The organism is Ideonella dechloratans (genome assembly GCF_021049305.1).
GTDB classification, from domain to species: Bacteria; Pseudomonadota; Gammaproteobacteria; order Burkholderiales; family Burkholderiaceae_C; genus Ideonella; species Ideonella dechloratans.
Genome location: NZ_CP088081.1, coordinates 3,302,591 through 3,319,825 on the forward strand (window position 1 = coordinate 3,302,591; position 17,235 = coordinate 3,319,825).

A 17,235-nucleotide genomic window follows, 5' to 3' on the forward strand; every position below is an offset into this window, starting at 1 on the left:
GCCTTCGGCCGCTTCAGTGCACCAGGCGACCGGGATCGGCGCTGATCTTGCGCAGAGCGTCCCGGGTGGCGGCCATGGTCAGGGACTCATCCTCCACCGGCACCAGCAAACCCGCCTGCAGGAAGGCCGCCAGGCGGGCCTTCTGGAACAGCACGCAGCGGCCCTGCGGGTTCACGAAGAGCGAGAGTTGCTTGTGCATGCCCTGCCAGGCCAGGCGCACGGTCTCGTGCCGGCCGCGGAAATCCAGGGTGAAAGCATCGCCCACCTGGAGCTCCATGGCCGCGGCCAGCATGGACGGCCCCGGCATGGACCCGCCCTCGGCCACGATCTCCAGACCCTCGTGCTGGTGATTGGCCTCGTCGAGCACCCAGCTGTCGTCCAGCTCGAACTCGTCGTCGGGCATCATTTCCTCGATGGTCTCCAGGCGCTGCTTGAGCTGCTCGAGCTGATCGTTCGACATGCTCACGCTGCGGGCGCTGAAGGCCGCCGTCAGGGCCGCATTGAGCGCCTTGATGGCGTCTTCCTGACGCTTGGCGTCCAGACCCGCCGCGCCCATGCCCTGGCGGACCACGCCCAGCAGCCGGGGCAGCTTGCGGATCACATCGGCCCGCTCTTCCCGGGTGGTCTTGGCGGTGGCCATCCACATCAGATCGGTCGCCGCTTCGCGCACGGACTTGACCTCGGTGCTCTTGGCGCCATGCCGCACCGCGGTGGTGGCCAGCACGTCGGCCCAGATGTGGAAGAGGAAGTCGCGCACGCCCTCCTGCACCGGCACGTCGGCCAGCATCTTGCGCAGCTCGATGGTGTACTGGATCGCCAGCGTCTCGCGCTGTTCGATCTGCTGGGCCAGGGACACGCCGGCCTTGGTGGCCTCGTTGTGCTCCCGGAAGTACTTCTCCAGGAACTTCTCGAACTCGTTGAGAACCGCCTGGAACACCCGGCGACCGGTGTCCGGAAAGGCCTCGACCACCTGGACGACCCGGCGGATCTCGGCTTCCAGCGGGGTGCCGATCAGATCGGCATTGCCCTCGAAGCCCATCACGCAGGCGCCCATGCGGTCGATCAGCCGGCGCGCGGGATGGTCGGCACCGGAGAAGAAGTCGGGCTCGGCCAGGGCCACCCGCAGCACCGGCATCTGCAGCCGGGCGAAATAGACCCGCAGGGCGGCCGGCACCCGCTCATCGGTGAGGATGGCCTGGAACAACAGGGCCACCAGCTCGACCGTGGCCCGCTCTTCCGGTGTCGTGGCGGCCTGCTTCAGGGTCTGCTGGCGCTCCCGCAGTTCGGCGATCAGGCGCGCCGGTGAGGGTGCTTCTTCTGTGCCCGCCGCCTGGGCCGCCACCTCGGCGGCCACCCGCTGCTGCACCTGCCCCATGGCCTGGGACAACTGCTGCGATGGCCCTCGGCCGGCGACCTGCTGCCGGAAGCCCGGGACATGCTGGTCCAGGATGTCGCCGAAACGCTGCATGACCAGGTCCGCGCGCGGCAGCGCACCATCGGACTGCCGGGTCATCAGACGGGTCTCTTCGTTCAGGTTGCCCCGGCCGCTGATGCCTGCCTCGCCCCCATGGCCGGTCGTCGGCCCGCCGCGAGCAGGGAACTGGGCACCGGCACCGACGGTCCGGCCCGCCGCCGGGTCGCCTGGGCCGCCCGTGGCGGCTGCCCCCCCTCCGGCGCCGCCCGCCGCCGGCATGCCGCCCCCGGAAAGGCTCGCCTCACCGGAAGTGGTGTCGGTGCGAAAGTCCACCCCCGGCCGCAGCGTCAGGCCGGGCCCCCGGCCACGCGCGGGCACCTGCCCTGCGGCTCCGGCACCGCCTCCCCGCAGGCTCTCGGGCATCACGCGGGCGATGTTGGCGCCGAGCGGCGAAGGCATGCCCTGGGGTGCGGCGGCGGCAGGGGCGGGGGGCGAGGCGGCCCAAGACGCTGCCGGTGATCCGGTACTCACCCCGGCTCGTTGGCTGTCGGCACCGTCCAGCGGCACGGAACTGGTGGTGGCGCCTTCCGCGCGCCGGATGAAGGGCCGCAGGTCCACCTGCGGCAGCACACCCTGCTCGACCAGCCAGGCGTTGGTTTCGTGGAAGACGCTTTCGAGCAGTTCCGCGCCGGCCTTGTGCAGCGCGGGCTCCAGCGCGCGCCAGCTCTCCAGGTCCATCCCTGCATTGAGCCACGCCCGCACCATGCAGCGGGCGATGATCTGGGGTCGGAAGAGGTCGTCGTCCTCCAGATCGGGCTGTCCACTGAGCTGCCCCAGACGGGCGCGCAGATCGGCGAACTCCCAGGTGGTCTTGTCCAGCAGCGCCAGGGTCAGTCGCGACACCAGGATGTTGCGGGTGACCGTTTCGTCGTCGACCAGGGACAGGCCGCCCCCGGTGCTCAGGCCGGCGCTCAGCGTGGTCAGGGCGTGGCCGGTGCCAGGCGCGGCCAGGTGTTCACGGACCTGCTTGGCGACTTCCGGCAGCCATTGCCGCCCGTGGCGGATCAGCGACTGCAGCATGTCGGCCCGCTGCTGCGCGATGGAACGCTCGGCCAGCTCTTCGTTGAGATTCTGCGCGAGCCGGACAGCGGCGTCGAGCAGAGGCTGCAGGTCCTTCAGGACCAGGTCAACGTAGTGGCGGCGAGCTTCGTCCAGCGAGGGCAGACCAGCGGCAGCTGCGGGCATCGATGCGTGCTTGGTGGACAGGGATCCGCTGACTCTACACCACCGCTCCGGCGTTGGGATCGTTGGGATCGGAATCCTTCGTCCCGGTCCCACCGCCCTTGACCAGATCATCCCGGCTCACGCCCAGCCACATGGCAATCGCCGCGGCCACGAAGACCGAGGAGTAGATGCCGAACAGGATGCCGATGGTCAGCGCCACGGCGAAGTAGTGCAGCGTGGGGCCGCCGAACAGCAGCATGGACAGCACCATCATCTGGGTCGAACCGTGGGTGATGATGGTCCGGCTCATCGTGCTGGTGATGGCGTGGTCGATCACCTCGTGGGTGTTCATCTTGCGGAACTTGCGGAAGGCCTCGCGGATCCGGTCGAAGATCACGACCGACTCGTTGACCGAGTAGCCCAGCACGGCCAGCACCGCCGCCAGCACCGAGAGCGAGAACTCCCACTGGAAGAAGGCGAAGAAGCCCAGGATGATCACCACGTCGTGCAGGTTGGCGATGATGGCCGCGACGGCGAACTTCTTCTCGAAGCGGATCGCCAGGTAGCCCATGATGCCCAGCACCACGAAGATCAGGGCCTTGCCGCCGTCCCACACCAGTTCCTCACCCACCGAGGGGCCGACGAACTCGGTGCGCGACAGGGTCAGAGGCTCGGTCGAGCCGGCCTGACAGGCCTGCCGGCTCACCTGCTCGCCCTGGGGGGTCGTGTACTGGCGCTCGGCCACCGTGCCGTTCTCTGCGGAGCACAGCTGGGTGAAGACGCGCGCGGCCAGCTCCTGCGGCTTGGCGTCCTTGCTGACGGGCAGGCGGATCATCACGTCGCGCGACGTGCCGAAGTTCTGCACCTGCACGTCGCCGAAGCCCATCTTCTCGACCACGGCGCGCACCCGGGCCAGGTCGGCCGATTGGGCGTAGGATACCTCCAGCACCGTGCCACCGGTGAACTCGTTGGACAGGTGCAGACCGCGGGTGACCAGGAAGAACACCGCGGCCGCGAAGGTCAGCGCCGAGATGAGGTTAAACACCAGCGCGTACCGCATGAACGGGATGTCGCGCCGGATACGGAAGAATTCCATGGAAAGCCTCTTGAGAGTCTCTGGAGTCTCGGAAGACGGGGCGCGAAATCAGCGGGCGTCGCTGGCCGGCGGCTGGGCCGCGGCCCCACCGTCGGGCCGCCAGACCTGGCCGATGGACACCGACTTGAGCTTCTTCTGCCGGCCGTACCAGAGGTTCACCAGACCGCGCGAGAACATCACGGCCGAGAACATCGAGGTCAGGATGCCCAGGCAGTGCACGACGGCAAAGCCGCGCACCGGGCCGGAGCCGAAGGCCAGCAGGGCCAGGCCCGCGATCAAGGTGGTGATGTTCGAGTCCAGGATGGTGGCCCAGGCGCGCTCGTAGCCGGCATGGATGGCCGCCTGCGGCGAGGCGCCACCGCGCAGCTCCTCGCGCACCCGCTCGTTGATCAGCACGTTGGCGTCGATGGCCATGCCCAGCGCCAGGGCGATGGCCGCGATGCCGGGCAGCGTCAGCGTGGCCTGCAGCATCGACAGCACCGCCACCAGCATCAGCAGGTTGAAGGCCAGGGCCAGCGTGGAGAACACGCCGAACATGGCGTAGTACAGGCACATGAAGACCGCGATGGCGGCGAAGCCCCAGGCCAGGCTGTGGAAGCCCTTGGCGATGTTGTCCGCCCCCAGGCTCGGGCCGATGGTGCGCTCTTCGATGATCTCCATCGGCGCGGCCAGCGAGCCGGCGCGCAGCAGCAGGGCCACGTCATTGGCTTCCTGGGTGGTCATGCGACCGGAAATCTGGAAGCGCGTGCCCAGTTCGCCGCGGATCACCGGCGCGGTCACGACCTCGCCCTTGCCCTTCTCGAAGAGCAGGATGGCCATGCGCTTGCCGATGTTGTCGCGCGAGATGTCGCGCATGATGCGCGCGCCCTTGGCGTCCACGGTGAGGTGCACTGCCGGCTGCTGGTGGTCGTCGAAGCCCGGCTGGGCGTCGGCCAGGTTCTCGCCGGTCAGCACCACCTGGCGCTTGACCAGCAGAGGACCGCCGCCCCGCTCGACATAGAGCTCGTCGCCGAAGGGCACCGGGCCGCTGCCGGTGGCGGCCGCTGCCGCCTCGGCACTGTCATCCACCATGCGCAGTTCCAGCGTGGCGGTGCGGCCGATGATGTCCTTGGCCTTGGCTGTGTCCTGCACGCCGGGCAACTGCACCACGACCCGGTCCAGCCCCTGCTGCTGGATCACCGGCTCGGCCACGCCCAGCTCGTTGACCCGGTTGTGCAGCGTGGTGATGTTCTGCTTGAGTGCCGCCTGCTGGATCTTGATGGCCGACTGGGGCTTGAGCTCGCCGGTGAGCACCAGGTCGCCATTGGCCCCGGCGGACGGCGTCCACTGCATGTCCGGCTGGGTATCGTTGAGCAGCGCCAGGGCCTGCTGCCGGGTGGGCTCGTCGCGGAAGTTGACGACGATGGCATTGCCGCTGCGGCTGATGCCGCTGTGGCGGATGTTCTTGTCGCGCAGCGCGGTGCGCACGTCCCCGGTCATCGACTCGGCCTTCTTCTCCAGCGCGGCCTTCATGTCGACCTGCATCAGGAAGTGCACGCCACCGCGCAGATCCAGACCCAGGTACATGGGCAGCGCATGCAGCGAGGTGAGCCACTGCGGCGAACGCGACACCAGGTTGAGCGCGATGATGAAGGTCGGATCGGCCGGATCGGTGTTGAGCGCCTTGCTCAACGCGTCCTTGGCCTTGAGCTGGGCGTCGGTGGTGCCGAAGCGCGCCTTGACCGAATTGCCTTCGAGCTGGATGTAATCGGCCGACAGCTGCGCGTCGCTCAGCACCTGCGCCACCCGGGACTCGAGTGCACTGTCCACCTTGATGGTGGCCTTGGCGCTGGAGACCTGCACCGCAGGAGCCTCGCCGAAGAAGTTGGGCAGGGTGTAGATGAAGCCGACGACCAGTGCCAGAGCCAGCACGGCGTACTTCCACCAGGGATAACGATTCATGGGCAGTTCGCGGGATCGGCCCGCGCCATGTGACGACGGGGCGATCCCGCCCCGTCCTGGAAGCCCCGCGGGGCCTCGTCCGACTTGCTTATTTCAGCGTGCCCTTGGGCAGCACCCGACTCACCGACTGACGCTGCACCTGGACTTCCACGCCCTGGGCCAGCTCAACGTGGATCACGCTCTCGCCCACCTTGGCGATGCGGCCCATCAGGCCGTTGGCCACCACCACCTCGTCGCCCTTGGCCAGGTTGTCGACCATGGCCTTGTGCTCCTTCTGCTGCTTGATCTGCGGGCGGATCATGATGAAGTACAGCGCCACCAGCATGATCACCAGCGGCAGGTACTGGGCCAGACCGGCCAGCCCCCCGGCGGGGGCGGCGGCGTCAGCGGCGTAGGCGTTGGAGATGAACACGACTCGATTCCTTCTGCTTGAGGCGCGGCCGGGCCAGGTCGGCCCGCCGCGCGAATGGGGTGTCCGGTCCGGACACGTGAACGGAGCATTGTAGGGCGACCGCCAGGGCACGCTGGAAGGCCCCAAGCAAAAAGCCCCCGGGGCTTGCGCACCGAGGGCTTTTCAGAAGCTTGGTTGCGGGGGCAGGATTTGAACCTGCGACCTTTGGGTTATGAGCCCAACGAGCTACCAGACTGCTCCACCCCGCGACTGAAGCTGCAATTATGGCATGACTTTGAAATCAAAGTCCAGCCTTTTCCAAAGTTTTGACAAATTCTTCGACCGGCTCGAAACCAACCGCTCGCACGCCATGGTCCTTGCCCTGGGCATCGAAGAAGATGGTCCCGGGCGGGCCGAAGAGTTGGAAGCGCTGCAGCAGCGCCTTGTCCTGCGCCGTGTTGGCCGTGACATCGGCCTTGAGCAACAGCGCCTTGCCCAGTCGCGCCTGCACGCCGGCGTCGCTGAAGGTGAAGCGCTCCATCTCCTTGCAGGCCACGCACCAATCGGCGTAGAAGTCCAGCATCACCGGCCGATCCGCCGTGCTCAGGATCTGGTCCAGCTCCTCCACCGACGCCACGCGGCGGAAGTTCAGACCGGACGCGGCCTGCACAGCGGGCGCCGCCGCCGCCCCGCCCCAATGGCGCAGCGGCTGCAATGCATCGCTGCCACCGGAGGCCGCCCCCGCCAGTTGCATCAGGCCATAGGCCAGCGCCGCCACACCGGCCGCCCGCTGCAGCCAGACCCGCGGCGCGCCGCTGTGGGGATGTGCATCGAAGGGCCGCAGCATGAAACCCACCACCAGCAACAGGCCCGCCCACAAGGCCAGGGCCAGCGAGGGCGGCAGCGCGGGCTGGGCCACCCACAGCGCCACTCCCACCAGCAGCAGGCCGAAGAAGCGCTTGACGGCATGCATCCAGGCACCGGAGCGCGGCAGCCAGTGACCGGCCGAGGCCCCCAGCAGCAGCAGCGGCATGCTCATGCCCATGGCCATGGCAAACAGCGCCGTGCCAGCCAGCACAACATCACGGCTCTGGCTGAGAAACACCAGCGTGCCGGCCAGCGGGGCCGTGACGCAGGGACTGACGATCAGGGCCGACAGTCCGCCCATCACGAACACCCCCAGGAACTGGCCTCCCGGCAGGCGTCGGGACATGCCGTCCATGTGATTGCTCAGCGCGTGCGGCAGGCGCAGTTCATACACGTCGAACATGGCCAGGGCGAGCACCAGCAGGAGGGCCGCGAAGCTCAGCAACACCCAGGGCGTCTGCAGCGCCGCCGCCAGGCCCTCGCCCGCCAAGCCGGCGGCCACCCCCATGGCGGTGTAGAGCAGCGCCATGCCCAGGGAATAGGCCAGGGCCAGCAGGATGCCGCGCCGGCGACTGGTGGCCTGCCCGCTGCCCGCGATGATCGAGGACAGGATGGGCAGCATGGGCAGCACGCAGGGGGTGAACGCCAGCAACAGCCCCATGACCCAGAATCCGCCGACGACGGCCCACCAGTGCCCGCCCTTCAACAAGGCCTCGATGCGATTCGACGGCTCCGCGGGCCGCGGACTGGCGTCTGCGGAGGTGACGGCCGCGGTGGACGCCTCCGACGGAGCCAGCACCGACGGCGTGGCCGAGGGCGCGGCCTCGCCCTCCTCCTGGCTGCGCACGGTGCCGTCGCCGCCGAAGCCAGGCAGCGACACGCGGAAGGTCTTGGTGATGGGCGGATAGCACAGGCCCGCCTCTGCGCAGCCCTGGTAGGTCACCCGCAAGGTGAAGGGTCCGGCAGCCTGCTGCACCGGCAGCGCAAAGGCCAGCGCCCCGTGGTAAGTCTCCACATTCTTCTGGAAGGTGGTGTCGAACTTCACCTGCCCGGCCGGCAGCGCGGCCTCACCCAGGGTGGCGCCGTCAGCTTCGAACTTGAAGTGCTCCCGATACAGGTAGTAGCCGGGCGTGATCTGGAAGCTCAGACCCACCGCCTTGTCCCGGACGGTTGGCGTCGCCAGCACGAAGGCCTGATCAGGGTCCAGGAAGTCGTCCCCGGCGGCGTGGGCACCCCCGCTGGCCCCCAGAACCGTCAACAAACCCAGGAGCCAGCGCAGCGCGCCGGGACGGAAACGAGCGAGAAGAGACTGCAACATGATGGGCACTCAGACGGCGCCGGGGCGCCTGGGTTCCGACAGGGAATGGCATCCCCCAAGAAAAAAGGGTCAGCACGCGGCTGACCCTTCTTCTGAGGTGCGGTGAAACGCCACGAGGGTGGCGATACCGGTCTTACTCGGCGGCTTCCCCGGCGGCCTCAGCCTGTTCGGGGCGATCCACCAGTTCGACGAAGGCCATCGGCGCATTGTCACCGACGCGGAAGCCCATCTTCAGGATGCGGGTGTAGCCGCCCGGACGGGTGCTGAAACGCTTGCCCAGGTCGTTGAACAGCTTGGTGACGATGTCGCGGTCGCGCAGACGGGCGAAGGCCAGGCGGCGGTTGGCGACGGTGTCGACCTTGGCCAGGGTGATCAGCGGCTCGACAACGCGGCGCAGTTCCTTGGCCTTGGGCAGGGTGGTCTTGATGGCTTCGTGCTGCAGCAACGACACGGACATGTTGCGCAGCATGGCGGCGCGGTGCTCGCTGGTGCGGTTGAGCTTGCGGAGACCGTTACGGTGACGCATGGTGCTTTCCTTTCTCTTTATGGAACCCCGGCCGGATCAGGTACCGGGGTGTGCACAGTGCCCAGGTGGGCTGCTAAACGGAGGCCGGCGTCCGCCGGCTCTCCAAAACAACAGGGATCAGCGCTTGTCCAGGCCTTGGGGCGGCCAGTTCTCGAGACGGGCACCCAGGGTCAGGCCACGGGAAGCCAGGACTTCCTTGATTTCGTTGAGCGACTTGCGACCCAGATTCGGGGTCTTCAGCAGCTCGGTCTCGGTGCGCTGGATCAGGTCGCCGATGTAATAGATGTTCTCGGCCTTCAGGCAGTTGGCCGAACGCACGGTCAACTCGAGCTCATCCACCGGACGCAGCAGGATCGGATCGAACACGGCCGAGCTCTTGGCGCTGCCAGGCTCGCCCAGACCGGTCAGCACGTCGCCGTCCAGTTGCGCGAACACCGCCAGTTGCTCCACCAGGATCTTGGCCGAGGCACGGATCGCTTCCTCCGGCGAGATGGCGCCGTTGGTCTCGATCTCCATGACCAGCTTGTCCAGGTCGGTGCGCTGTTCCACGCGGGCGTTCTCGACCGCGTAGCTCACGCGCTTGACCGGCGAGAAGGAGGCGTCCAGCACGATGCGGCCGATCGACTTGGTCGGCTCGTCGGCGTAGCGGCGCAGATTGCCCGGCACATAGCCGCGGCCCTTCTCGACCTTGATCTGCATGTCCAGCTTGCCGCCTTGGGCCAGGTGGGCGATCACATGGTCGGGATTGACGATCTCGACGTCGTGCGGGGTCTGGATGTCGGAAGCCTTGACCGGGCCCTCGCCTTCCTTGCGCAGCACCAGCGTGACCTCGTCACGGTTGTGCAGGCGGAAGACCACGCCCTTGAGGTTCAGCATGATGTGCACCACGTCCTCGGCAACGCCGTCGACGGTGGAGTACTCATGCAGCACGCCGGCGATGGTGACTTCGGTCGGCGCGTAACCCACCATCGACGACAGCAGCACGCGGCGCAGCGCGTTGCCCAGCGTATGGCCATAGCCCCGCTCGAAGGGCTCCAGCGTGACCTTGGCGCGGTTGCCACCCAGGGGCTCCGCAACGATGGCTTTGGGTTTCAGCAGATTGGTTTGCATGTAAGTCCTGTTCCTCTCAATACCCTCGGCTCGTTACACCGATAAGGCTGACGGACCACGCCGGAAGCACAAAAACCCGCCGCGGAACCGGCATGCCGCAGCGGGGTTCGACCTGGCGCACGAGCGAGCGCAGGCCCGAATCGTCATCAGCGCGAGTACAACTCGACGATCAGCGATTCATTGATCTCGGCGCCGAACTCATCGCGGTCCGGCACCTTCTTGAACACGCCTTCCATCTTGGAGATGTCAACCTGCACCCAGGCCGGCAGACCGATGGAGTCGGCCAACTTCAGGGCGTCGGCGACACGCAGCTGCTTCTTGGCCTTTTCGCGGATGGCGATCACGTCACCAACCTTAACCTGGTAGGAGGCGATGTTCACCACGACGCCGTTCACGGTCAGGGCCTTGTGCGAGACCAGCTGACGGGCCTCGGCACGGGTCGAGCCAAAGCCCATGCGATACACCACGTTGTCCAGGCGGCATTCCAGCAGAGCCAGCAGGTTGGCGCCGGTGTTGCCGCGGCGGCGGTCGGCCTCGGCGAAGTAGCGGCGGAACTGACGCTCCAGCACGCCGTACATGCGCTTGACCTTCTGCTTCTCGCGCAGCTGCAGACCGAAGTCGGAGGTGCGGGAGCCGGAGGTGCGGCCATGCTGGCCAGGCTTGGATTCGAACTTCGCCTTGTCGCTGATGGCGCGGCGGGCGCTCTTCAGGAACAGGTCGGTGCCTTCGCGGCGAGACAGTTTCGCCTTGGGGCCAAGATAACGTGCCACTGCAGTGTCCTTTGTCTAATCTGACGCGACCCGACCGAAGGCTGCACAGGCAGCGGCACGGTGGACCACGCAAGTCTGGCGGGTATTGTTGGATGCGCTCAGACGGTGGCGTCCTGTACAGGCGCGCATGGCGCGCGGCCGTTTCGGACTGAGAGTTGAAACAGCCGACGGCGGATCGCTCCGCAGCCGGCGTTTCAGGGAACTCTAAATTATAGCGAGGGCAGCGCCCTCACTGCAAGTTAGATGCGGCGACGCTTTTGGGGGCGGCAGCCGTTGTGCGGGATCGGGGTGATGTCCGAGATCGAGTTGATCCGGATGCCCAGCGAAGCCAGAGCACGCACCGAGGATTCACGGCCGGGGCCCGGGCCCTTGATGCGGACGTCCAGGTTCTTGATGCCCTGCTCTTGCGCAGCGCGGCCGGCCATTTCGGCAGCCACCTGGGCCGCGAACGGGGTCGACTTGCGGGAACCCTTGAAACCCTGACCACCCGAAGACGCCCAGGACAGCGCGCCGCCCTGACGATCGGTGATGGTGATGATGGTGTTGTTGAACGACGCGTGCACGTGAGCAATGCCGTCCGCCACGTTCTTGCGGACCTTCTTGCTCACACGCCGAGCGGCGCTGTTGGCAGGGGACTTGGCCATGTCTTTATCTCTTCAGATGTTCGGTTCGAGCCGGGCTCACTTCTTCAGCGCGGCGGCACCCTTGCGCGGACCCTTGCGGGTGCGAGCGTTGGTGCGGGTACGCTGGCCGCGCATCGGCAGACCACGGCGATGACGGAAACCGCGGTAGCAGCCCAGGTCCATCAAGCGCTTGATGTTCATGGACTGTTCGCGACGCAGGTCGCCTTCGATGGTCAGCTTGCCGACTTCGTCCCGGATCTTTTCCAGGTCGCTGTCGGTCAGGTCCTTGACCTTCTTCGAAAAGGGAATGCCGACCGCTTCGCAGATCTTCTGCGCCGTCGTACGGCCGATGCCGTAGATGTAGGTCAGACCGATTTCCGCGTGCTTTTGCGGCGGAATGTTGATACCAGCAATACGTGCCATGGTGCTTCCTTGGATTCGCTCTCAGCTCAACCTTGCCGCTGCTTATGGCGGGGGTCGGTGCAGATCACGCGCACCACGCCGTGGCGGCGGATGATCTTGCAATTGCGGCACATCTTCTTCACAGATGCTGCGACTTTCATGATCTTCTCCTTGACCTTCTCTAACACTCACTTCGCCCGGAAGACGATGCGAGCGCGACTCAAATCGTAGGGCGTCAACTCGACCGTCACCTTGTCACCAGGCAGGATGCGGATGTAGTGCATGCGCATCTTGCCGGAGATGTGTCCCAGAACCACATGCCCGTTTTCCAGTTTGACCCGGAAGGTGGCGTTGGGCAGGTTCTCCAGAACTTCACCCTGCATCTGGATGACGTCGTCTTTCGCCATGTTCAACCCACGCTGAACCGTAGCCTGTTCAGCTTGCCTTGAAATTCGCCTTCTTCAACAGTGACTCGTACTGCTGACTCATCACATAGGACTGAACCTGGGCCCAGAAGTCCATCGTCACCACCACGATGATCAACAGGGAAGTGCCGCCGAAATAGAACGGCACGTTGTACTTCAGAACCAGGAACTCCGGCAGCAGGCACACCAGCGTGATGTAGATCGCGCCAGCAAACGTGAGACGCGAGAGGATCTTGTCAATGTGCTTGGCCGTCTGATCGCCAGGACGGATCCCGGGGATGAACGCACCGCTCTTCTTCAGGTTGTCCGCCGTCTCACGGCTGTTGAACACCAGCGCCGTGTAGAAGAAGCTGAAGAACACGATCATGGCCGCGTACAGCAGCACGTAGATCGGCTGCCCCGGAGACAGAGCCCCCGAGATGTCCTTCAGCCAACGCATGTTGTCACCCGTGGCAAACCAACCCACCACCGTGGCCGGCAGCAGAATGATCGACGACGCGAAGATCGGCGGAATCACGCCCGACATGTTCAGCTTGAGCGGCAGGTGAGACGATTGACCGCCGTACACCTTGTTGCCCACCTGACGCTTGGCGTAGTTCACCAGGATCTTGCGTTGGCCACGCTCCACGAACACCACGGCAAAGGTCACCAGGATGACGATGGCGATGATGAATAGGCAGGCGATCACGCTCATGGCGCCGGTACGGACCAGCTCGAACAGACCGCCGATGGCGTTGGGCAGACCCGCCGCGATACCACCGAAGATCAGGATCGAGATGCCATTGCCCAGCCCCCGCTCGGTGATCTGCTCGCCCAGCCACATCAGGAACATGGTGCCGGCCACCAGACTGACCACCGTGGTGACACGGAAGCCGAAGCCCGGATCCAGCACCAGACCCTGCGAGCCTTCCAGAGCCAGGGCGATGCCCAGGGACTGGAAGATGCCCAGCACCAGGGTGCCGTAACGGGTGTACTGCGTGATCTTGCGACGACCGGACTCGCCTTCCTTCTTCAGCGCCTCCAGGCTCGGCACCACGTAGCTCATGAGCTGCATGATGATCGAGGCCGAGATGTAGGGCATGATGCCCAGCGCGAACACCGTGAACCGCGACAGCGCGCCACCCGAGAACATGTTGAACAGGTTCAGGATGCCGCCCTGCTGCCCCTGGAACAGGGACTGCAGCTGCTGCGGATTGATGCCGGGCACGGGAATGTGCGCCCCGATCCGGTAGACGACCAGAGCCAGCAACAGGAAGGTCAGCCGGCGACGCAGATCGCCGAACTTACCAGTCTTGGCCAGCTGATTGGGAGCGGTTGCCACAGGCGTGGGATCCTCTGACGGTCAGACTCAGGCGACTTGGCCGCCAGCGGCCTCGATGGCGGCCTTGGCGCCGGCGGTTGCGCCGACACCCTTCAGGACCACCTTCTTGGACAGCTCGCCGGACTTGATGACCTTCACGTTCTTCACGATCTGGGCCACCAGGCCAACCTGCTTCAGGGCCAGCACGTCGACTTCAGCCAGGTCCAGCGCTTGCAGCTCACTCAGGGTGATCTCGGCGTTGTACTTCAGCAGAGCCGACTTGAAGCCGCGCTTGGGCAGGCGACGATGCATGGGCATCTGACCGCCTTCGAAGCCGACCTTGTGGTAGCCGCCAGCGCGGGACTTCTGACCCTTGTGGCCGCGACCAGCGGTCTTGCCCAGGCCAGAGCCGATACCGCGACCCACGCGACGCTTGGCGTGCTTGGAGCCGTCGGCCGGCTTGATGGTATTGAGTTCCATGTTGCTTTTCCTTGTACCGGTGGGCGCCTTACAGCACCTGGACCAGGTAGGCAATCTTGTTGATCATGCCACGCACGGCGGGCGTGTCCTCGAGGACGCGCTCGCTGTTCATGCGACGCAGGCCCAGGCCACGCACGGTCTCACGGTGAGACTGCTTGCAGCCGATCGGGCTCTTGACCAGCTTGACCTTGAGGGTCTTCTTGGCTTCCGTCATTGCGATTCTCCTGGGCCGATCAGTTGAAGATCTCTTCCACCGACTTGCCGCGCTTGGCAGCGACTTCAGCCGGGGTGGTGAGGTTCTTCAGCGCATCCAGCGTGGCACGCACCATGTTGTAGGCATTCGACGTGCCGTGGCTCTTGGCCACGATGTCGGTGATGCCCAGCACCTCGAAGACAGCGCGCATCGGGCCGCCCGCGATGATGCCGGTACCCGCGGGGGCGGGCATCATCAGCACGCGAGCCGAACCGTGCTCACCTTCCACGCGGTGGTGGATGGTGCCGTTCTTCAGGCTGACCTTGACCATGTTGCGGCGGGCGGATTCCATGGCCTTCTGCACCGACACCGGCACTTCCTTGGCCTTGCCCTTGCCCATGCCGACGCGGCCGTCGCCATCGCCCACCACGGTCAGCGCAGCGAAGCTGAGGGTGCGACCACCCTTGACCACCTTCGTCACGCGGTTGACCGCGATCATCTTTTCCTTCAGGCCGTCGTCATTGCCTTCCGCCTGAGCGCGGGGAGTGAACTTTGCCATTTCTGTATTCCTTCGCGATCAGAACTGCAGACCGGCTTCACGCGCCGCGTCGGCCAGTGCCTTGATGCGGCCGTGGTAGGCAAAGCCCGCACGGTCGAAGGCGACCTTCTCGACGCCGGCAGCCTTGGCCTTCTCGGCGATGCGCTTGCCGACCAGGGCGGCGGCAGCAGCGTTGCCACCATTGCCCGACAGCTGCTCGCGCAGTTCCTTTTCCACGGTCGACGCCGAAGCCACCACCTTGGCGCCGTCCTCGGAGATGACGGACGCGTAGATGTGGGTGTTCGAACGGTAGACCGTCAGGCGAGCGACGCCTTGCTTGGCGATGCGGGCGCGGGTTTGGCGCGCACGACGCAGACGCTGTTCCTTCTTGTTCAGCATGGTGTCGCTCCTTACTTCTTCTTGGTCTCTTTGATGACCACGCGCTCGTCGACGTAGCGGATGCCCTTGCCCTTGTAGGGCTCCGGCGGCCGGAACGCGCGAACTTCAGCCGCCAGCTGACCCACCACCTGGCTGTCTGCGCCCTTGATGATGATTTCAGTCGGGGTCGGCGTGGCCACGGAGATGCCAGCCGGCATTTCCTTGACGACCGGGTGAGAGAAGCCGATCTGCAGATTCAGCTTCTGGCCTTGGGCCTGGGCACGGAAGCCCACGCCCACCAGGCTCAGCTTCTTCTCGAAGCCCTTGCTCACGCCGTTGACCATGTTGGCCAACAGCGCACGAACGGTACCGCTCATGGCGTTGGCTTCGGTCGTTTCGTTGACCGGAGCCACCTGCAGGGCGGCGCCTTCTTGCTTCACAGAAACCAGCGGGTGCGCAGCGCGCACCAGGGTGCCATTGGCGCCCTTGATGGTGATCTGGTCAGCGGCGATCTTCACATCCACGCCTTGCGGGACGGCGATCGGCATCTTTCCAACGCGGGACATTTGCTCGACTCCTTCCGTTAGGCCACGTAGCACAGCACTTCGCCGCCAACACCGGCAGCGCGCGCCTTGCGGTCGGTCATCACGCCCTTGGGGGTGGTGACGATGGCCACACCCAGGCCGTTCATGACCTGGGGAATGGCGTCACGGCCGCGGTAGATGCGCAGGCCGGGACGGCTGACGCGCTCGATGCGCTCGATGACGGGACGACCGGCGTAGTACTTCAGACCGATTTCCAGCTCGCTCTTGCCAGCCTCGCCCTTCACGGCGAAACCGTCGATGTAGCCTTCGTCCTTCAGCACCTGGGCGATGGCCACCTTCAGCTTCGACGCCGGCATCACCACGGAGACCTTGTCGACGGCCTGCGCGTTACGGATGCGGGTCAGCATGTCGGCGATGGGATCACTCATGCTCATAGCGTTTTCTCCAATTCGCCTCGATTACCAGCTGGCCTTGATCACGCCAGGAATGTCGCCCTTGAAGGCGAGTTCGCGGATCTTGTTACGGGCCAGGCCGAAGGTGCGGAAAGTGCCGCGGGGACGACCGGTCAGGGCGCAACGGTTGCGCAGACGGGTCGGGTTGGCGTTGCGCGGCAGCTTCTGCAGCTCGAGGCGAGCCACATAGCGCTCTTCATCCGACTTGTTCGCGTTGTCGATGATGGCCTTGAGCTCGGCGTACTTCTTCGCGTACTTGGCCACCAGCTTCTCGCGCTTTTCTTCGCGTTGCTTGAGGGAAAGTTTAGCCACGTGTCACCTCAGTTCTTGAACGGGAAGCGGAAGGCAGCCAGCAGGGCCTTGCACTCTTCGTCGGTCTTGGCGCTGGTCGTGAACGAGATGTTCATGCCGCGGATCGCGTCGATCTTGTCGTACTCGATTTCCGGGAAGATGATCTGTTCCTTGACGCCGATGTTGTAGTTGCCACGGCCATCGAACGCACGACCCGAGATACCACGGAAGTCGCGCACGCGGGGCAGCGCGATCGTCACGAAGCGGTCCAGGAATTCGTACATGCGGGCGCCGCGCAGGGTCACCATGCAGCCGATGGGCACGCCGTCGCGGATCTTGAAACCGGCGATGGCCTTGCGGGACTTGGTGACGACGGGCTTCTGGCCGGCGATCTTGGTCAGGTCGCCCACGGCGTGGTCCATGACCTTCTTGTCGGCCACGGCTTCGCTGACACCCATGTTCAGGGTGATCTTGGTCAGGCGCGGCACTTCCATCACCGACTTGTAGCCGAACTTGGCCATCATGTCGGGGACCACCTTCTCTTTGTAGAAGGCTTGCAGTCGGGCGATGACTGCAGCTTGTTGCTGTTGACTCATGCTGGGTACCCCGCCTTAAGCCTTGATCTCTTCACCGGTGGACTTGAACACCCGGACGCGCTTGCCGTCGGCAGCGGTCTTGATGCCCACACGGTCCGCCTTGCCGGCAGCCGCGTTCCAGATGGCGACATTCGACTGGTGGATCGGCATGGTCTTGTCCACCACGCCACCGGTCGTGCCCTTCATCGGGTTCGGCTTGACGTGCTTCTTGGCCACGTTGACGCCTTCGACCACCACATGGTCGGCATCCACGCGCTCCAGCACGGTGCCACGCTTGCCCTTGTCACGGCCGGTCAGCACGACCACATGGTCGCCCTTGCGAATCTTGTTCATCGCGTTTCCTTTTTCTGCACCA

Annotated in this window: 22 protein-coding genes and 1 tRNA gene; all 23 read right to left on the bottom strand. The window is 65.5% G+C overall.

Features of this window, described 5'->3' with window-relative positions; translation table 11 throughout:
• Window positions 1–13: 13 nt before the first annotated feature.
• A complete protein-coding gene (locus LRM40_RS15315; RefSeq protein WP_170288830.1) occupies window positions 14–2,659 on the bottom strand; it encodes a DUF1631 family protein in 2,646 nt (881 codons plus the stop codon).
• Between the two features lie 34 nt (window positions 2,660–2,693).
• A complete protein-coding gene (secF, locus tag LRM40_RS15320; protein ID WP_151123637.1) occupies window positions 2,694–3,734 on the bottom strand; it encodes a protein translocase subunit SecF in 1,041 nt (346 codons plus the stop codon).
• A 48-nt stretch (window positions 3,735–3,782) separates the two neighbouring features.
• Window positions 3,783–5,675, bottom strand: coding sequence for a protein translocase subunit SecD (gene secD / locus LRM40_RS15325; RefSeq protein WP_151123638.1), 1,893 nt, complete (start codon window positions 5,673–5,675; stop codon window positions 3,783–3,785).
• 88 nt (window positions 5,676–5,763) lie between these two features.
• Entirely contained in the window at window positions 5,764–6,087 is a 324-nt protein-coding gene (gene yajC / locus LRM40_RS15330; RefSeq protein ID WP_022982204.1) for a preprotein translocase subunit YajC, read from the bottom strand.
• A gap of 171 nt (window positions 6,088–6,258) precedes the next feature.
• A tRNA-Met gene (locus tag LRM40_RS15335) sits at window positions 6,259–6,335 on the bottom strand.
• Window positions 6,336–6,367: 32 nt separating this feature from the next.
• Window positions 6,368–8,251: a protein-disulfide reductase DsbD gene (dsbD, locus tag LRM40_RS15340; RefSeq protein WP_151123639.1), complete on the bottom strand. Its 1,884-nt coding sequence runs from the start codon at window positions 8,249–8,251 to the stop codon at window positions 6,368–6,370.
• A 133-nt stretch (window positions 8,252–8,384) separates the two neighbouring features.
• On the bottom strand, window positions 8,385–8,777 hold the full coding sequence (gene rplQ / locus LRM40_RS15345; RefSeq protein WP_151123640.1) for a 50S ribosomal protein L17: 393 nt from the start codon (window positions 8,775–8,777) through the stop codon (window positions 8,385–8,387).
• Window positions 8,778–8,894: 117 nt separating this feature from the next.
• Entirely contained in the window at window positions 8,895–9,887 is a 993-nt protein-coding gene (locus tag LRM40_RS15350; protein WP_022982207.1) for a DNA-directed RNA polymerase subunit alpha, read from the bottom strand.
• Window positions 9,888–10,033: 146 nt separating this feature from the next.
• Window positions 10,034–10,657, bottom strand: coding sequence for a 30S ribosomal protein S4 (rpsD, locus tag LRM40_RS15355; protein WP_151123641.1), 624 nt, complete (start codon window positions 10,655–10,657; stop codon window positions 10,034–10,036).
• 239 nt (window positions 10,658–10,896) lie between these two features.
• On the bottom strand, window positions 10,897–11,301 hold the full coding sequence (gene rpsK, locus LRM40_RS15360) for a 30S ribosomal protein S11 (protein WP_022982209.1): 405 nt from the start codon (window positions 11,299–11,301) through the stop codon (window positions 10,897–10,899).
• Between the two features lie 36 nt (window positions 11,302–11,337).
• Window positions 11,338–11,703, bottom strand: a complete 366-nt coding sequence (gene rpsM / locus LRM40_RS15365; protein WP_022982210.1) for a 30S ribosomal protein S13 — start codon at window positions 11,701–11,703, stop codon at window positions 11,338–11,340.
• A gap of 26 nt (window positions 11,704–11,729) precedes the next feature.
• Window positions 11,730–11,843: a 50S ribosomal protein L36 gene (gene rpmJ / locus LRM40_RS15370; RefSeq protein WP_026096976.1), complete on the bottom strand. Its 114-nt coding sequence runs from the start codon at window positions 11,841–11,843 to the stop codon at window positions 11,730–11,732.
• A 27-nt stretch (window positions 11,844–11,870) separates the two neighbouring features.
• A complete protein-coding gene (gene infA / locus LRM40_RS15375) occupies window positions 11,871–12,089 on the bottom strand; it encodes a translation initiation factor IF-1 (protein WP_003264140.1) in 219 nt (72 codons plus the stop codon).
• Between the two features lie 28 nt (window positions 12,090–12,117).
• A complete protein-coding gene (secY, locus tag LRM40_RS15380; RefSeq protein ID WP_151123642.1) occupies window positions 12,118–13,428 on the bottom strand; it encodes a preprotein translocase subunit SecY in 1,311 nt (436 codons plus the stop codon).
• A 27-nt stretch (window positions 13,429–13,455) separates the two neighbouring features.
• Window positions 13,456–13,887 carry a 50S ribosomal protein L15 gene (gene rplO, locus LRM40_RS15385; protein ID WP_022982213.1) on the bottom strand — a complete coding sequence of 144 codons (432 nt, stop codon included), beginning with the start codon at window positions 13,885–13,887 and terminating at the stop codon, window positions 13,456–13,458.
• A gap of 28 nt (window positions 13,888–13,915) precedes the next feature.
• The gene (gene rpmD / locus LRM40_RS15390) at window positions 13,916–14,101 is read right to left on the bottom strand and encodes a 50S ribosomal protein L30 (RefSeq protein WP_022982214.1); all 186 of its coding nucleotides are present in this window, start codon (window positions 14,099–14,101) and stop codon (window positions 13,916–13,918) included.
• 19 nt (window positions 14,102–14,120) lie between these two features.
• Window positions 14,121–14,639 carry a 30S ribosomal protein S5 gene (rpsE, locus tag LRM40_RS15395; protein WP_151123643.1) on the bottom strand — a complete coding sequence of 173 codons (519 nt, stop codon included), beginning with the start codon at window positions 14,637–14,639 and terminating at the stop codon, window positions 14,121–14,123.
• An 18-nt stretch (window positions 14,640–14,657) separates the two neighbouring features.
• Window positions 14,658–15,017: a 50S ribosomal protein L18 gene (gene rplR / locus LRM40_RS15400; protein ID WP_022982216.1), complete on the bottom strand. Its 360-nt coding sequence runs from the start codon at window positions 15,015–15,017 to the stop codon at window positions 14,658–14,660.
• 11 nt (window positions 15,018–15,028) lie between these two features.
• Entirely contained in the window at window positions 15,029–15,562 is a 534-nt protein-coding gene (rplF, locus tag LRM40_RS15405) for a 50S ribosomal protein L6 (RefSeq protein ID WP_151123644.1), read from the bottom strand.
• A gap of 17 nt (window positions 15,563–15,579) precedes the next feature.
• Window positions 15,580–15,975, bottom strand: coding sequence for a 30S ribosomal protein S8 (gene rpsH / locus LRM40_RS15410; protein WP_022982218.1), 396 nt, complete (start codon window positions 15,973–15,975; stop codon window positions 15,580–15,582).
• A gap of 24 nt (window positions 15,976–15,999) precedes the next feature.
• Window positions 16,000–16,305, bottom strand: a complete 306-nt coding sequence (rpsN, locus tag LRM40_RS15415) for a 30S ribosomal protein S14 (protein ID WP_022982219.1) — start codon at window positions 16,303–16,305, stop codon at window positions 16,000–16,002.
• A gap of 8 nt (window positions 16,306–16,313) precedes the next feature.
• Complete coding sequence (rplE, locus tag LRM40_RS15420; protein WP_026096978.1) at window positions 16,314–16,853, bottom strand: 50S ribosomal protein L5; 540 nt, start codon at window positions 16,851–16,853, stop codon at window positions 16,314–16,316.
• 42 nt (window positions 16,854–16,895) lie between these two features.
• Window positions 16,896–17,213: a 50S ribosomal protein L24 gene (gene rplX / locus LRM40_RS15425; RefSeq protein WP_151123645.1), complete on the bottom strand. Its 318-nt coding sequence runs from the start codon at window positions 17,211–17,213 to the stop codon at window positions 16,896–16,898.
• Between the last annotated feature and the right edge of the window lie 22 nt (window positions 17,214–17,235).

Coding starts and splice junctions, on each gene's coding strand:
- LRM40_RS15315 (WP_170288830.1), bottom strand. CDS start 2,659: ATGCCCGCAGCTGCCGCTGGTCTGCCCTCGCTGGACGAAGCTCGCCGC.
- secF (WP_151123637.1), bottom strand. CDS start 3,734: ATGGAATTCTTCCGTATCCGGCGCGACATCCCGTTCATGCGGTACGCG.
- secD (WP_151123638.1), bottom strand. CDS start 5,675: ATGAATCGTTATCCCTGGTGGAAGTACGCCGTGCTGGCTCTGGCACTG.
- dsbD (WP_151123639.1), bottom strand. CDS start 8,251: ATGTTGCAGTCTCTTCTCGCTCGTTTCCGTCCCGGCGCGCTGCGCTGG.
- rplQ (WP_151123640.1), bottom strand. CDS start 8,777: ATGCGTCACCGTAACGGTCTCCGCAAGCTCAACCGCACCAGCGAGCAC.
- LRM40_RS15350 (WP_022982207.1), bottom strand. CDS start 9,887: ATGCAAACCAATCTGCTGAAACCCAAAGCCATCGTTGCGGAGCCCCTG.
- rpsK (WP_022982209.1), bottom strand. CDS start 11,301: ATGGCCAAGTCCCCTGCCAACAGCGCCGCTCGGCGTGTGAGCAAGAAG.
- rpsM (WP_022982210.1), bottom strand. CDS start 11,703: ATGGCACGTATTGCTGGTATCAACATTCCGCCGCAAAAGCACGCGGAA.
- rpmJ (WP_026096976.1), bottom strand. CDS start 11,843: ATGAAAGTCGCAGCATCTGTGAAGAAGATGTGCCGCAATTGCAAGATC.
- infA (WP_003264140.1), bottom strand. CDS start 12,089: ATGGCGAAAGACGACGTCATCCAGATGCAGGGTGAAGTTCTGGAGAAC.
- rplO (WP_022982213.1), bottom strand. CDS start 13,887: ATGGAACTCAATACCATCAAGCCGGCCGACGGCTCCAAGCACGCCAAG.
- rpmD (WP_022982214.1), bottom strand. CDS start 14,101: ATGACGGAAGCCAAGAAGACCCTCAAGGTCAAGCTGGTCAAGAGCCCG.
- rpsE (WP_151123643.1), bottom strand. CDS start 14,639: ATGGCAAAGTTCACTCCCCGCGCTCAGGCGGAAGGCAATGACGACGGC.
- rplR (WP_022982216.1), bottom strand. CDS start 15,017: ATGCTGAACAAGAAGGAACAGCGTCTGCGTCGTGCGCGCCAAACCCGC.
- rplF (WP_151123644.1), bottom strand. CDS start 15,562: ATGTCCCGCGTTGGAAAGATGCCGATCGCCGTCCCGCAAGGCGTGGAT.
- rpsH (WP_022982218.1), bottom strand. CDS start 15,975: ATGAGCATGAGTGATCCCATCGCCGACATGCTGACCCGCATCCGTAAC.
- rplX (WP_151123645.1), bottom strand. CDS start 17,213: ATGAACAAGATTCGCAAGGGCGACCATGTGGTCGTGCTGACCGGCCGT.